The organism is Blautia sp. MSJ-19 (assembly GCF_018918125.1).
In the GTDB taxonomy this organism is placed as follows: Bacteria; Bacillota; Clostridia; order Lachnospirales; family Lachnospiraceae; genus Blautia_A.
In genome coordinates, this window is sequence record NZ_JAHLQA010000004.1 from 137,805 (window position 1) to 152,230 (window position 14,426).

12 protein-coding genes are annotated in these 14,426 nt (G+C 43.8%); 6 read left to right on the forward strand and 6 right to left on the reverse strand.

What is annotated here, in order from left to right:
• Window positions 1–102: 102 nt before the first annotated feature.
• On the reverse strand, window positions 103–798 hold the full coding sequence (locus tag KQI91_RS02205) for a Crp/Fnr family transcriptional regulator (RefSeq protein WP_216391236.1): 696 nt from the start codon (window positions 796–798) through the stop codon (window positions 103–105).
• Between the two features lie 295 nt (window positions 799–1,093).
• Here KQI91_RS02205 and KQI91_RS02210 point away from each other — a divergent pair, with 295 nt between their 5' ends.
• The 4 genes from KQI91_RS02210 (at window position 1,094) to KQI91_RS02225 (ending at window position 4,591) form a co-directional block, all read left to right on the forward strand.
• Window positions 1,094–1,942 carry a DUF3100 domain-containing protein gene (locus KQI91_RS02210; protein ID WP_216391237.1) on the forward strand — a complete coding sequence of 283 codons (849 nt, stop codon included), beginning with the start codon at window positions 1,094–1,096 and terminating at the stop codon, window positions 1,940–1,942.
• Between the two features lies 1 nt (window position 1,943).
• Window positions 1,944–2,390, forward strand: coding sequence for a hypothetical protein (locus KQI91_RS02215; RefSeq protein ID WP_216391238.1), 447 nt, complete (start codon window positions 1,944–1,946; stop codon window positions 2,388–2,390).
• 75 nt (window positions 2,391–2,465) lie between these two features.
• Window positions 2,466–3,785, forward strand: coding sequence for an amidohydrolase family protein (locus KQI91_RS02220; protein ID WP_216391239.1), 1,320 nt, complete (start codon window positions 2,466–2,468; stop codon window positions 3,783–3,785).
• Window positions 3,782–4,591, forward strand: a complete 810-nt coding sequence (locus KQI91_RS02225; RefSeq protein WP_216391240.1) for a sulfite exporter TauE/SafE family protein — start codon at window positions 3,782–3,784, stop codon at window positions 4,589–4,591. Before KQI91_RS02220 ends, KQI91_RS02225 begins: the two co-directional genes overlap by 4 nt.
• Before the next feature lie 96 nt (window positions 4,592–4,687).
• On the opposite strand, the gene KQI91_RS02230 is transcribed toward KQI91_RS02225, so the two are convergent.
• The 5 genes from KQI91_RS02230 to KQI91_RS02250 form a co-directional block, all read right to left on the reverse strand.
• The gene (locus KQI91_RS02230) at window positions 4,688–5,392 is read right to left on the reverse strand and encodes a hypothetical protein (protein ID WP_216391241.1); all 705 of its coding nucleotides are present in this window, start codon (window positions 5,390–5,392) and stop codon (window positions 4,688–4,690) included.
• A 253-nt stretch (window positions 5,393–5,645) separates the two neighbouring features.
• A complete protein-coding gene (locus tag KQI91_RS02235; RefSeq protein ID WP_216391242.1) occupies window positions 5,646–8,159 on the reverse strand; it encodes a glycoside hydrolase family 3 protein in 2,514 nt (837 codons plus the stop codon).
• 2 nt (window positions 8,160–8,161) lie between these two features.
• Window positions 8,162–8,395: an HPr family phosphocarrier protein gene (locus KQI91_RS02240; RefSeq protein WP_216391243.1), complete on the reverse strand. Its 234-nt coding sequence runs from the start codon at window positions 8,393–8,395 to the stop codon at window positions 8,162–8,164.
• Window positions 8,396–8,456: 61 nt separating this feature from the next.
• The gene (locus KQI91_RS02245; protein ID WP_216391244.1) at window positions 8,457–10,034 is read right to left on the reverse strand and encodes an alpha-L-rhamnosidase-related protein; all 1,578 of its coding nucleotides are present in this window, start codon (window positions 10,032–10,034) and stop codon (window positions 8,457–8,459) included.
• A complete protein-coding gene (locus KQI91_RS02250; RefSeq protein ID WP_216391245.1) occupies window positions 10,034–11,389 on the reverse strand; it encodes an MFS transporter in 1,356 nt (451 codons plus the stop codon). Before KQI91_RS02250 ends, KQI91_RS02245 begins: the two co-directional genes overlap by 1 nt.
• 188 nt (window positions 11,390–11,577) lie before the next feature.
• On the opposite strand from KQI91_RS02250, the gene KQI91_RS02255 reads away from it, so the two are divergent.
• Both KQI91_RS02255 and KQI91_RS02260 read left to right on the forward strand, forming a co-directional pair.
• Entirely contained in the window at window positions 11,578–12,639 is a 1,062-nt protein-coding gene (locus KQI91_RS02255) for an AraC family transcriptional regulator (RefSeq protein ID WP_216391246.1), read from the forward strand.
• An 82-nt stretch (window positions 12,640–12,721) separates the two neighbouring features.
• Window positions 12,722–14,071 (forward strand): MATE family efflux transporter, encoded by a 1,350-nt coding sequence (locus KQI91_RS02260; RefSeq protein ID WP_216391247.1) that lies wholly within the window; start codon window positions 12,722–12,724, stop codon window positions 14,069–14,071.
• Window positions 14,072–14,426 lie beyond the last annotated feature (355 nt).

Below are 14,426 nucleotides of genomic sequence, written 5' to 3' on the forward strand. Positions count from 1 at the left end.
ACTGCATTTCTAGACATTACTCTTTTTTCAATGTCACACAGCTTTTTTATTGTTATTATTTTTGAATCACTTTTCAGCAATTCTCACCATTTTCAGACCTTGTTACGATACATAATAAGTAATTTCTTTTTGTGCTTTTCGGTACTGTTCCAGTGACATAACGACCTTCCCTTTGCGTGTGTCGATCATTCCATCTTCTTTGAGTTTTGTGATCGTGCGGTTGATGGTTTTGACTGTCATACCAAGTTCTTCACGGATGCCTTCTCTGGTCTTGCGAAGTGTGACTTCACCATTCTCTTCAATCTCATGCGCCGCCGCATATTTCAACATATAGTCCAGCAGAAGAAATGTCGGCGGATAAAACAGTCGTGCTCCCCGATTATAGGAGGAACGGTAAAGTTTGTAGGCGATCTTATGTGCCACAAGTCGCAGAAGATGTATATCCTGTGCGATCCACATCTCAAAATCTTCTCTTGAAATCATAAAAACAACACATTCCGTCAGAGTCTCAATGGATACGGAAGTTTTTTCTTTTTCCGCAAGGATCGCCACTTCCCCTACGAAATCAATTGCCTCGTTCTTTTCGATCATAAAGACATTTCCATTTTCAAATTCGTTAATCACACGATGATCTCCGCTGCACACAATTCCGAAATAATCCAAAGGATAATCTTTTTGATGAATGATGGTTCCCGGCGGAAATGTCTTTATGGTATATCTTGTCTTTAATTCATCCGGCATATGCTCAAAATATGTCGCCACATCCGGATATGTCGTGATCAGTTCTTCGAGTGTCATAATTTTCCCTCACAAAATATGTATTCCCTATAACGGCTCTGCTATTGAATCTTCTCTAAGAATGCAATACTCTTATATTACAGTTTTCATTCATTATACCATGCCCCCTCGACAGCATCCTACAAAATTTTACAGAATCTTTATAAAAAGTACCTTTTGTCCTTTTTTTTATTTTTTCATAAGAGTACAATCCTCCTCGTAAAACTTAATACCGACAGTTTTTTGCATCCAACCAGTTGCAATATCATGGGAGCCCCGAAAAGCTGTCGTCTATTCAAACACTAGGGAGGAAGAAATGAAGCAACAGAACTACATGTATTCAGGCGTAGGCGAGCGTCTGAAAAAAGAATGGAAAATCTATCTCGCTGCACTGATCTTTATCATTATTGCTGATTCCATAGGCCAGATCAAAGTACCCCTGGGGCCAGGAACCTTGATTCTGTTTCCTATCTTTTATTCTATTTTTCTTGGAATTCTTTCAGGTCCACAGATCCTGAAGATTTTCAAAAAACCCGAGGTTAAAGCGGCATCCAAACTTGTTATTGTATGTATCTGTCCGTTTATTGCAAAGCTTGGCATTAACGCAGGTGCAAGTATCGAAACAGTAATTTCTGCCGGTCCGGCACTGCTTCTGCAGGAGTTTGGAAACCTTGGAACCATCTTTTTATCTCTTCCGATCGCACTTCTCCTGGGACTGAAAAGAGAAGCTGTCGGAGCATGTCATTCCATCAACCGTGAAACAAACCTGGCTCTTATGCAGGACGTTTTTGGACCGGATTCTGCTGAAGCAAGAGGAAGCCTTTCCATCTATATCATCGGTGGTATGGTCGGAACTATTTTCTTCGGATTCATGGCTACTGTCATTGCATCCACAGGTCTTTTCCATCCATATTCACTTGGTATGGCTTCTGGTGTAGGTGCCGGTATCATGATGGCAACAGCCACCGCTACCCTTTCCGAAATGTTCCCGGCAATGGCCGATCAGATTTCTGCTCTGGCAAGTGCCAGTGAGACAATTTCCGGTATTGACGGCATTTACATGGCACTGTTTGTCGGTATTCCATTATGTAACTGGCTGTACCGAAAGCTTGAACCGAAGCTTGGACCAATCCATGACAAGATTGCAAAAAAAGGATACAGATAAGATGAGATATATTGAATGGGCTGTAATGTTTATTGTCGCAGGGCTTGGAATTGCTCTTGCAAACTTTGTAGGATTTCAGGTGAATTTTATGGATTCTCTTCCGGGAATTGCAATCCTTCTTCTGATCTCTTTTGTATCTGTAGTGATCAGTAACATCGTACCTTTTAAGCTTCCGGTGATTGCTTACTGTTCTCTGATCGGTCTGTTTATCGCAAGTCCGCTGAGCCCGATCCGTCAGTTCGTGATCGATGCTGCAGGACAGATCAACTTCACTGCACCACTTACTATGGTTGGTGCTTATGCCGGAATCTCCATCAGCGATCAGCTGAAAGAATTTGCAAAACAGGGATGGAAAATGCTGCTCATCGCGGCACTTGTAATGGTCGGAACTTTTACCTGCTCTGCGATCATCGCACAGGTAGTTCTGTCTCTGACTCATGTAATCTAACGATACCAGGGTCAAAAGGTCTAAATCCGCAGGTATCCTATTCAGTCACCCACAGATTTTATTTGCGAGGACAAAATGAACAAAAAAGAAGTAGATATTTTAATCAAAAACACCTCTTATCTGGATGAGAACTTCCAGGTTAAAGAACATGTTTCCATCGCTGTTTCAGATGGAACTATCCAGAAAATATATACAGAAAATCCAACCGCTCTTCAGGCCGTCGACATTATTGACGGATCCGGACTTCTCTGGATGCCGGGTCTTGTAGACGGGCATATGCATACCGGTCAGCAGCTTCTGAAAGGGGCTGTTCTTGATGAGCTTCCAATGATCTGGACACGTATCATGCTTCCATTTGAGAGCACATTGACACCAGAAAAGATGCGTTTGAGTGCCGGTCTCGCTGCTCTGGAAATGATTAAAAACGGAACTACCGGATTCATAGATGCAGGCAGCTATTATATGGAAGAAGCTGCAAAAGTTTACGTCATTTCCGGTCTGCGTGGTGCGCTTTCTCACTCTTCCATGGACCAGGGCAATTTCCCTGATTCCATCCGTCAGACTACACAGGAAGTACTGAAATCTCAGGATCGTCTGTATGATGCTTTTCACGGAAAAGGCAATCTCAAAGTATTCTATTCTCTCCGTGCACTGATGAACTGCTCACCGGAACTTACTGCTGCCACTGCACAGCGTGCGCTGGATCGTAATACGTTTTATCAGGCACACATGAATGAATATGCCGGTGAAGTCAATTACACTCTGCAGAATTATCAGATGCGTCCGGTAGAATATCTGGAATCTCTGAATGCTTTAAATAACCGTTTCATTGCTGCACACGGAATCATGCTTTCTTCCCACGAACGTGCACTTCTGGAAAAAGTCGGTGCAAAGGTAGTCCACTGCCCGTTCAGCAACTGTGGAAAAGGTGTTCCGAATACGCCTGACCTTCTGGAACGTGGAATCTGCACCGGGCTTGGTACGGACGGAACAGCACATGGCGGATTAAGTCTCTGGAATGAAATGAAAATTTTCCGCTCTGTCATGAACGCTTTCTGGGGAACCGGAAATGCAGATCCGGCAGTCATGCCAGCCAGAACGATTCTCAAAATAGCAACAGAAAATGGTTCCAAAATCCTTGGAGAAGAAAACTGTGGTGTGTTAAAGGAGGGTTACAAAGCTGACATGATCTCTGTCAACTGGAGACAGCCACAGCTTCTTGCCACCAATAATAAAGTAAATACATTGCTGGAATGTGTCGTTGGAAATGATATAAATGACAGTATCGTAAACGGAAAACTTCTCATGCGTAACCGCCAGGTTCAGACATTAGATGAAGAAAAACTGATGTGGCAGGCAGAACATTATTTTGCCACAGGGGAGGTTATCGAATGAGTACACTGACACTTCTTACTCTGGTTATCATCGGAGCTGCAAACATGGCAGTCGGAGGCTGTATCGGCATCTGTGGAATCGCCGGTTTCCTGCTTCCAATGCTGTACTCCGGAGCTCTTGGATTTGATGTTACCTATGCACTCGCCTTAAGTTTTCTTGCTTTTCTTGTTTCCGGAATCATCGGTTCTTTTAACTATTACAAAGCAGGAAATCTGGATATCAAAATGTCCATAAAGCTTGGCATCGGCAGCCTGATCGGTGCTGTCGGAGGTGTGTTTCTCCAGTCTATGATTGAAAAAAGCACAGCAAAAACAATTCTCTATCTTGTTGTTTTATTCTCCGGTGCATCCATTCTGGTACGTATGTGGAATGAAAAAAGACATGCTGACAGAGCCACTTCGGGCAATACCGAACCAACAGCCACCAACAACACAAGCACTAAAACTATCGCCGATAATGTTATATTCCTTGTCTTCCTTGGAATCACAACCGGTGCAATCTGCTCTCTTTCCGGAGCCGGCGGTCCGGTACTTGTCATGCCGCTTCTGGTAGCCTGCGGTGTATCTGCCCGTATCGCCGTCGGTGTTGCACTGTTTGATTCTGTATTTATCGCCGTACCTGCATGCATTGGTTATCTTTCCAGAATTTCCTGGTCAGAAATCCTTGAACTTCTGGTACTGATCATAATCACTCACGGGATCGGTGTGTGGCTTGGAAGCCGCTTTGCCGGCAAGGTTCCGGTACAGGGACTGAAAATCTTTGTTGCAGTATTTTCCGTCTGCATCGCAATTTATATGCTTTTCTAAACAAAAGAGCCCCGAAAAGGCGGATTCATATGACACTCTATATGTTCAGATCTGCCCTTTTCGAAGCTCTTTTTATTTCATATCGTATTTCTTATCTTACTCTTTTTTCTGATATTTCGTCCGCAACAGCCATTTCTGATCAATCACCTTTACACCCACTCCAAATCGAATATGCAGTGTCACAGAACCTGCCGCCTGTTCAATTTTCTCAATACATCCCTCTCCGAATTTCGGATGTTTGATCTGCTCGCCGACTTCATACTGCACGATGCTCGCCTGACTGCTTTTGTGTTCCTGCTGTCTCCGGTAGGTATCACGGATCGCCACGGTCTTATCATGAATCGGACTTTTCAGTTTCTTCTCATAGTCATGCTTCATCAGTGCCTCACCCGCTTTGTAATACGGTGTCGGTGTAGCTCCGACAAGCGAGCAGCAATATTTCCACGCACTTCCATGAAGTCCCGGCTGCCACTGGTATTCCCGTGGAATCGTGATATGATGTTCCATGTAGTGGGCATATTCGTGTCTGTAAAGGTCCAGCCGGTCTTCTTTTTTCAGTGGATTTTTTACCCCGTATCCTACGAAGAGAAGAGAAAAATGAAAGTGTTCTTTCTCATGATGTCCTGCTCTTGTATAGGAACCCAGAGTGTCCGTTTCGAAGCCAAATGTAATCGGAATCTGAGCTCCGCGAAGATGATATTTTTTGTCCAGTTCCCGGTACAGTGCACGAATCTGTGCCGTCAGAATCGTTGTTTCTTTCTGCAGCGATGCATATAATTCTGTGTAATCTCTGTCCGCCATGAATCCTCCATTTATCTGTAAATTTCCTGCATAATTTTATCTGTCTCTTGTAAAGCAGAAATCTTTTCTTATTAAAAACATTCTTTACTGATTTTTAATCATATACCGAAAGCCTTCATCTGTAAACCTGTTTTCACAGCAAAAGCTTTCTTGAATCTGATCCGCTCAAAATTCTGCAAAAAATAAGACAGAATAGATTCTCTCTACTCTGCCTTGTTTTATCTTCTGTTATTCCGTTCTCACATTATCCAATTTACTGCAGATACTGATTTGATTTCCAGATTACACTTACCAGTCTGGCAATGCAGGCCTTCAAATCTTCAATCTTAAGAGTTCCCTCTGCCAGTTCTTTACGCATATTGTCATGATCGCCGAAGCATCCCGGCATTACCAGATCATTTCCTGCTCTCATACATCCGGATGCTGTACATTTCTCATCAATTTCTGTCGTTGTCCAGTCTGTCATGATCATGCCTTTAAAGCCCCACTCATTTCGAGCAACGTCTGTACAGAGATCATAGTTATTTGCTGCATGAACACCATTGATCAGATTGTAGCTTGTCATGATGGACAGCGGCTGAGATTCTTTTACTGCAATCTCAAAGCCTTTCAGATAAAGTTCGCGAAGCGTTCTTTCTGATACTACACTGTCAGATCCCATACGATTGTCTTCCTGGTTATTGCATGCAAAATGTTTGATGGTCGTGCCACATCCGTAATTGGACTGCACACCCTCTGTCATGGCTGCTGCAATTGTTCCTGCCACATACGGATCTTCGGAATAATACTCAAAGTTTCTTCCACAAAGTGGATTTCTGTGAATATTCATACCCGGTGCCAGCCAGAGTGTCACGCCAAAATGCTCCATCTCTGTACCGATCATTGCACCAACTTCTCGGATCAGCTTCTGATTCCATGTCTGTGCCAGAAGAGTTCCGACCGGAATCGCTGTACAGTACTGATAGTATCTTTCTCCCGGAAGCTCCTTTGAATCATCATAGAAAAGTCCGCCCTCCAGGCTGAACTCGAACGGCATGGTAACAATGCTGCCCTCATTTACATGATAGTATTTCATAAGGCGAAGTCCTGCAGGTCCGTCAGCAAGAACGATACTTGCCAGTCCTTTATCAATAGCACATCTGTGTGTTTCCCCTGCTGATCCAGGAACAGAGATTCCTGCCGCGCCAAGGTTTCCTCCCTGTGCTTTTCCCGGATCTCCGGCTGCCAGATCGATCAGTTCTTCTTCAGACAGTGTATCAACAAAATCCATTGCCTCTTTTTCATATAATGTACTGTTTTTCCTGTACTCTACAACTTCTGTAGTAAAATCTTTTGCATGCAGTTCCACAACTGTCAGATTTTCTTTCTGCGCCTGCTGCTCCGCCGCTTTTTCGCGACTGGTTGTGTTTCCTGCTTCCTGTCCCATCTCTTTTAATTCCTGTTTCAGCGGGAACAGATTTTTCACCTGACGGAGAATGACTTCTTTATCCAGTTTTATGCCTCCGCAGAGTTTTGCAGATGCAAGACTGTTGCCAGTCCAGATTCCATAGAATCCACTTTCCAGAATCCATGCAGCTCTCTTTTCATCATACGATGTCAGCTGATCCACAGAAATCTCCAGAGATACCTTTTCACTCTCTCCCGGTTTCAGTTCAGATGTTTTTGCATAAGCAGTCAGACGGCGTGCTTCTTTTTCCAGGATACCGCCCGGAAGTGAAACGTAAATCTGTACTACTTCTTTACCGGAAACTTCACCGCTGTTCTTCACCTGTACAGCCACTTTAAGCTTACCGCCACTTACACTTTCCAGACTGTAGTCGGATATCTCAAAATCTGTGTAGGAAAGTCCGTATCCGAATCCATAGCGAACCGGCACATCAAAAGTATCGAAATAGCGGTATCCCACATAAATACCTTCTTTATAAACTTCTGTCTCAACATTTCCGTTATTGTGAGAAAATGTTTCTGAGTTCGGATAATCCTCGTATTTGTAAGCCCATGTATCTGTCAATTTTCCGGATGGAGTTACTTTTCCAGAAACAATATCTGCGAATGCATTTCCGCCTTCCATTCCCGGCTGTACAACGGTCAGAAGTGCTTTAATATTCTCAAACTCATCCATAAAAGAAAGATCTACCTGTGCACCCGCGTTGATCACTACGATCACGTTACGATAATATGTACAGATATCAACCAGCATCTGATGTTCTTCCTCTTTCAGATAATAGTCGCCTCTGTCAGCTGTGCGATCGGCTCCTTCACCGGCAATACGACTGAGTATGTAGATTGCTGTATCTGTACTTTCACCTTCTGCCGGCTTCCGGATCGGGTCACCAGCCGGCATGATAAATGGTGTTGTACTGTAGACAGAAAAGAAATCCATCGTATCTGCCCCGGCTCCTGTTCTGGAAAGAATGTCATTCTTCCAGTCCTGACGTGCCTGAGCATAAATCTTATCATAGCTGTTGATCCAGTCTTCCGTGGTCACCTGAAAACCGGCATTTTTCATTCCCTGACAGATAGAGATTTTTTCTCTCTCATTAACGTCACCGGAACCGGTGCCTCCCTTGATCGTCCTGCCTGCTCCTGCACCGTAAAGAGCAACTGCGCTTCCTGTTTTCAGTGGAAGAACGTGATCTTCATTTTTCAAAAGGACAATTCCCTCTGCTGCGGCACGGCGGGCAAGCTTACGGTGTTCGATTTCCCATGGCTGGCTTTCCGGATTTGTAGTTCCGGAAAATGTTCTTTCTTTTAAAATACGTGTCATAATTATTCCTCTCCGATAAAATCTGCAAAGGTTTCTCTTACAAGCTGTTCATCATCCAGGTCTGCATTCAGAACCAGCGGCTTGCTTAAGTCCAGGCTGAAAATTCCCATAATGGACTTGGCATCTACATAATATTTCCCACTCTGCAGATCCATATCACAGTCAAATTTACTGCAAAGTTTGTTGAATTTATCTGCATCCTGCATAGATACGATCTTTACTGTTAATTTTACCATAATCAGACTCCTCCTTTTTCACGTTCTTATTCAGGCAGATATTCGCAATCCGCTTCGCTACTTACTTAATTTTGTTAAAGTATTTTCTGAGAAGATAAGTTGGTGTACAGCTCCATGCGTGGCAGTAGCTGTTTACAATGCTGCTTCCATATGGAGATTCTGCCGGATTTTCCGGATTGTAGAGTTCCCAGAAAGTATCTGCACCGTGGCTGATCATGCCGCCCCAGTAATATTTCATATATTCCATTGCCTGATCTTTTTTGCCACACATCAGAAGTGCTTCTACATAATGATGGTTCATATACGGAGAAACCATTCCTTTTTCCGGTTTCAGCTCATCCAGTTTTTCGAGCATTGCAGTACCTTCTTCGATGCTGACTGCGCCTGCAAGTATCAGCCATACCTGGCTTGCATAGTTGACCTGTTTTTCATCGCCGCTTACAAACAGTCCTGTTTCTTCATCCAGAAGATATTTTTTTGCTGCTGCAGTCTTTTCTTCTGCTTCTTTTGCAAGTTCTTCTGCCTTTGCGGTGTCTCCGAGGATCTCTGCGATCTTCTGTACTTTTTTTGCACAGTAGATGTAGACACCCTGCATGGCAGTCTGTTTGTTCAGTCCTTCGGTCCAGTCGATGAAGCCCCAGAATCCTTCGCCGTTTTTCATCAGATGTTTCTCATCAAACTGCTCCCCTGCAATCTCCATCTGGCGATAGGCACATTTGCTTAAATCTTCCAGAGTTTCTCTGTCACCGGATGCCTCATAATAATCCAGCAGCGTTGCCCCGAAGAACATGGAGTAATCCAGAAGGAAGGTATCATCTACGATGAATTTTGGCTCTGTGAACAGGCAGGCACTTACCTGACCATTGTCTTTTGTCTGTCCTGCGAACAGGTACAGGCATCTTTTGACCAGATCCATATTGTGGAATGTTTCGTAGTTTGCAAGTGCCTGAAGTCTCAGGTCTCCGAGCCACAGACGGCGGTCTCTCTTCGGTCCGTCCTCAAATACGGACTGCATGCAGTTGTGCAGGGTACGAAGGCTCACTCTGTCCAGTTTACGGATCATTTCGTCATCACGCTCTACTGGTTTCACATCTTCCATGCGAACAGAAGAGACACTGGTACAATATACATCTTCCACTACCATCTGCCATTTCAGGGAGGTGTCGATTGCTTCGATCTCCATGTAACGGAATGCGTATCTTCTCGGAAGTTTCAGTTCTGCCGGAAGGACATCGATATGGATGAATTCTTCCTGGATCCAGCCACGGCTGATCCATCCGTCATAATCTGCGGAATCCTCAGTCATTTCTTTTGCGATCTCACCGAATTTCAGTCTGAAAAATGCCGGTGCATCCTGCGGGCTTCCTACGGAATTCAGTTTCAGGGTAACATATCCTACCTGATGATCTCCGAAATCCAGGCAGATCTTGTCTCCCTTCGCCATATGATAGGTGGAAAGGTTTTCGATATCATCTTTTTTGCGGACGTCCGGATAAATGTCCTCTGTTTTTACGATATCCACGATAGAAACCGGACGGACTACTGTCCTGATGAGTTCCGGTGTACATGCTTCTGCTTTTTTTACAAAATCATCGTTGGTCACGCGGACCATGTTAAGATCAATACTTACTTCTGCCATTATGCGTTGGCTCTCCTTTCATCAAGTTCTTTTACGATCTGCGGATAGATCTTATCCAGATCATAGAACATCATTGTGATAATCGTTGCTACGTTCATTACGATCGGAACCCAGATATACATTGCTGTAATATAGTGCTGTGCAGTTACAGTCTGTACGGTCAGATTTGCGTCAAATCCGCCAAACTGAAGCAGGGCAGCTCCGATACTGCTGGCAATCGCCATACCGACTTTTCCGATAAATCCATTTACTGCAGAAAGAGTTCCGGCTGTGTTTACACCGCTCTTCCATTCACCATAGTCAACCGGGTCCGGCTGCATCGCAAAATGCATACTTCCTTTCAGTCCATATCCTGCTGCTGCGATTATGGCACCTGCGATAAGGACCGGTACATTTGTTCCACCAAAGAAGATAATCAGAAGTCCTCCAAGATGTACGACACTGCCTCCAACCATCAGATTTCTCTTAGTTGTCAGCTTTACAAGGAACGGTGCACATAAGTTTGTTACGATTGGTACAAGTGTGGTAATAGTTGCAACAACCTGTACCAGTGTAGTATTTTGTACGACATATGTAAAGTAGTAAATAACTGCACTTGCCTGAATGACGTAACCACCGAAGAACCATACGATATTCAGCGCAAAAAGTTTCCACGGTTTGTTGTGGATCAGGCAGGAAAGGTTTGCTTTGAGACTGACTTTTTCCTGTTTGATCGTTACACGCTCTTTTGTGTTAAAAAAGCAGAAGAAAAATACCAGACATCCGATCACTCCAAAGATCATCATAACGATACGGAATCCAAGTGCCTCATTGCCGTTTCCGAACTTATCTACCAATGTCAGAGCAAATGCGCTGACGACTGTGGAACCGATGGAGGAGAAGAAAGTTCTGCATGATGCGAGAACAGTTCTCTCATGCGGGTCTTCGCTCAATGCCGGAAGAATGGATGCCATCGGGATATTTACAACGGTATATGCTGTGGATAATAAAATATAAGAAACATATGCATAGATCAGCATACCTGTCTGTCCGATATCCGGTACAGAAAATGCAAGAACTGCCGCTACACCAAATGGGATTGCGCCAAACAGAATCCACGGTCTTGATTTACCCCATTTTGTATTTGTTTTATCGATCAGAAATCCTACGATCAGGTCAGAAACTCCATCAATTACTTTGGTTACAAGAAACATGACACTGACTGCACCGGCATTCAGATGCATGACATTTGTGTAAAAATACAGCAGATACAGAGAAATCATCTGCCAAATCAGGTTACATGCAAAGTCGGAAGAACCATAACCGATTCTCTGACGCCACAGGCCGACCTTTACTTTCTTTTCAACTTCATTCATTTTACTTACCTCCAACTTTTTCTGACATTACTTTACTTCTTTTTAACAATTCCTCCAATTGTGATTTTTTTTGCAAAACACTGACTTTTTTTTCGACAGTTATGGTGTTATACTGTGGGCATCCGGCAGAGATTTCTGCCTATTATATTAGGAAACAATTACAGGACACAGACATTTTGAGGAGTATTATGAGACTTACCAGAGAAGAATTTCGCAAGCAGCTGTACGCTTATAACGACGATGAGCTTTTTTACAAAAAACTGTATTTTGAGGAAAAAGAACGACCGAAAACATTCCATGAATACTGCCTTCATCTGGACCGTGATCTGATTGCAAGCCATGCTCTTTATGTTCCGGAACTCCTGAAAGAAAACTGGTATACGTATCTGGAAGAAAAAGTTATGTTCCATGACATGGCCGAAAACATCATGCTCTACAAACATTACCGGTATACTCCTGAGTTTGTCCATGAACATGAATTTTTTGAAATTTTGTGCATCTATGACGGAACTGCTCATACCTCGATTCAGGGAATTGATCACACCCTGCATACCGGGGATGTCTGCATCATTCCGCCTCACACGAAACACAGTGTGGGAATCTTTGATGACAGCACAGCCTTCAACATCCTGATTCGCGGCACTACTTTCCAGTCCACATTTTTCCAGGCTCTGACAGCCGACAGTGCACTGGCACAGTTTTTTGCACACGTTCTGTACCGTAAGACCGAGGGCAACTATCTGATTTTCCACAGTGGAGAAGATTCCGCGATCCGCGAGATGCAGGAAACGATGTACATTGAGTATCTTGCTCAGGAAAAATACAGCTACACGTTTCTGAATTCCATGCTGATCCTGTTCTGGGCAATGTTGCTGCGCTACCACGAAAATGATATTGAATCTATTCTCACAAAAGATACTTCCGGGAATTCCATGACGGAAATTCTGAATTACCTGAATCAACACTATCAGACTGCTACTTTAAGTGAGACGGCGGAACACTTCGGATACAGTACCTCTCATTTCAGTACACTGATCAAAGAAGGTACCGGCCAGACATTTCTCCAGATCATCCGAAATATCAAGCTGAGCCAGGCCTGCCGGGCACTCCGTGAAAGCACGCTCAGTAACAGTGCAATCTGCGAGCTGGTCGGCTACGACAGTCCGGAGCATTTTATGCGTACTTTTAAGAAAACTTACGGTATGACACCGGGAGAATACCGCCGTAAATATAAAGAAGAAAGTTCCTGAGAATCTTCATCTTTACAATCCGCAGCAACTGTCGTATCTTATTAAAAGGATGAGAAATTTTTGAAGTATTGGGGATTTGTTTATGTGTGAAAATACGAAGAAAAAGGCCCGTTCCATCGAGATGGTAACGGGTTCTTTGTGGAAAAATATTTTTCTGTTCAGCATTCCGCTGATGTGCTCACAGCTTCTGGAGGTTGTATTTAACTTAAGTGATGTCGCTGTCGTTGGCCGGTTTGCAGATTACAAAGCACTTGGAGCAGTTGGTTCTACTACTCTGCTCGTAACATTATTTGTCGGCTTTCTGATTGGTATGGGAAGTGGAGTCAATGTACGAACCGCCCACGCACTTGGCTCCGGTAACCGTCATAACACAGAGGAAACCGTTCACTCGGCCTTGATTCTCTGTGCCCTGATGGGGTTGCTGGTCGGTGCCGTCTGTTTTTTCTTTTCCGGTGGAATGCTGAAAATGCTGCACACCAAAGATGATCTGATCGGACAGGCTTCTCTTTATCTGAAAATTTATGCGATCGGTCTGCCGGCCATGGGCGTCTATAACTTTGGTAATGGTGTGTTAAGTGCCCGCGGAGATACCAAGCGCCCTCTTTATTATCTGGCTGCTGCAGGCGTACTGAATGTCATTCTGAACCTGTTTTTTGTCATTGTATTACATATGGCTGCTGCAGGTGTCGCCACCGCAACCGCAATCGCACAGTATGTTTCTGCAGGACTTATCATGGCCCATCTGCTTCGCCGCAAAGATGAATGTCAGGTGTCTCCGGAAAAGATTCGTTTTCACAAAAAAGCCTGCGTTGATATTTTGATGATCGGTATCCCTGCCGGCATACAGAATGCAATCTTCGCGATTGCAAACCTGTTCGTGCAGAGCGGCGTCAATTCTTTTGACACTTATATGGTTTCTGGCAATGCCGCAGCTACCAATGCCGATACGATCATTTATAATGTCATGTATGCGTTTTATATCGCATGTTCCAGTTTCATGGGGCAGAACTACGGTGCAGGGAATAAGAAAAGAGTTCTCAAAAGCTATTTTGTCAGCCTGTTTTATTCTTTTAGCATGGGGCTGCTTCTGGGACTGCTCCTATTTATCTTCGGTCATCAGTTCCTGTCCCTGTTTGCAACTGACAAAGCCGTCATTGATGCCGGCATGCAGAGGATCCGGATCATGGCATTTTCCTACTGTGTATCCTCCTTTATGGACTGTACGATCGCAGCCTCACGTGGACTTGGCAAAACTATCATACCTACGTTCATTATCATTATGGGATCCTGCGTCTTCCGTATTATCTGGATCTATACCGTATTTGCCTGGGTTCACACTATTCCGGCACTGTTTCTTCTCTATCTCTTCTCCTGGATCATTACATCCATCGCAGAGATCACTTATTTTATAATCATCTACAGGAAACTCTGATCCTGTAGGTGATTTTTTATCGTTGGTTATATGATACCCACGGATTGTTCCGTGCTGTGCACTCTCACAATCCTACCCTCTATTCGCATATCGCGGGATTACCATCCCACTTTTATGCTCATATAGGGGCGGGGTCCAAGCTCTTTCATCCACATATGAGCAAGCTCATGTGGATTTAGATCTTTTCCCCCTGGTATCATGTTAAAATATTATCATTTTTTTAAATTTTCACTGTTTTTTTATTGCTTTTATTGATGAATTATGTATAATTAACTCTATGAGAAGTTGGTGGCATCCACTTCTTAGAGGTTAAAGAAGCCAGCATGTAGATGGCTCTATTAAAGAAGAGAGGTAA

Coding starts and splice junctions, on each gene's coding strand:
- KQI91_RS02255 (WP_216391246.1), top strand. CDS start 11,578: ATGAGACTTACCAGAGAAGAATTTCGCAAGCAGCTGTACGCTTATAAC.
- KQI91_RS02245 (WP_216391244.1), bottom strand. CDS start 10,034: ATGGCAGAAGTAAGTATTGATCTTAACATGGTCCGCGTGACCAACGAT.
- KQI91_RS02220 (WP_216391239.1), top strand. CDS start 2,466: ATGAACAAAAAAGAAGTAGATATTTTAATCAAAAACACCTCTTATCTG.
- KQI91_RS02205 (WP_216391236.1), bottom strand. CDS start 798: ATGACACTCGAAGAACTGATCACGACATATCCGGATGTGGCGACATAT.
- KQI91_RS02225 (WP_216391240.1), top strand. CDS start 3,782: ATGAGTACACTGACACTTCTTACTCTGGTTATCATCGGAGCTGCAAAC.
- KQI91_RS02260 (WP_216391247.1), top strand. CDS start 12,722: ATGTGTGAAAATACGAAGAAAAAGGCCCGTTCCATCGAGATGGTAACG.
- KQI91_RS02235 (WP_216391242.1), bottom strand. CDS start 8,159: ATGACACGTATTTTAAAAGAAAGAACATTTTCCGGAACTACAAATCCG.
- KQI91_RS02240 (WP_216391243.1), bottom strand. CDS start 8,395: ATGGTAAAATTAACAGTAAAGATCGTATCTATGCAGGATGCAGATAAA.
- KQI91_RS02215 (WP_216391238.1), top strand. CDS start 1,944: ATGAGATATATTGAATGGGCTGTAATGTTTATTGTCGCAGGGCTTGGA.
- KQI91_RS02230 (WP_216391241.1), bottom strand. CDS start 5,392: ATGGCGGACAGAGATTACACAGAATTATATGCATCGCTGCAGAAAGAA.
- KQI91_RS02210 (WP_216391237.1), top strand. CDS start 1,094: ATGAAGCAACAGAACTACATGTATTCAGGCGTAGGCGAGCGTCTGAAA.
- KQI91_RS02250 (WP_216391245.1), bottom strand. CDS start 11,389: ATGAATGAAGTTGAAAAGAAAGTAAAGGTCGGCCTGTGGCGTCAGAGA.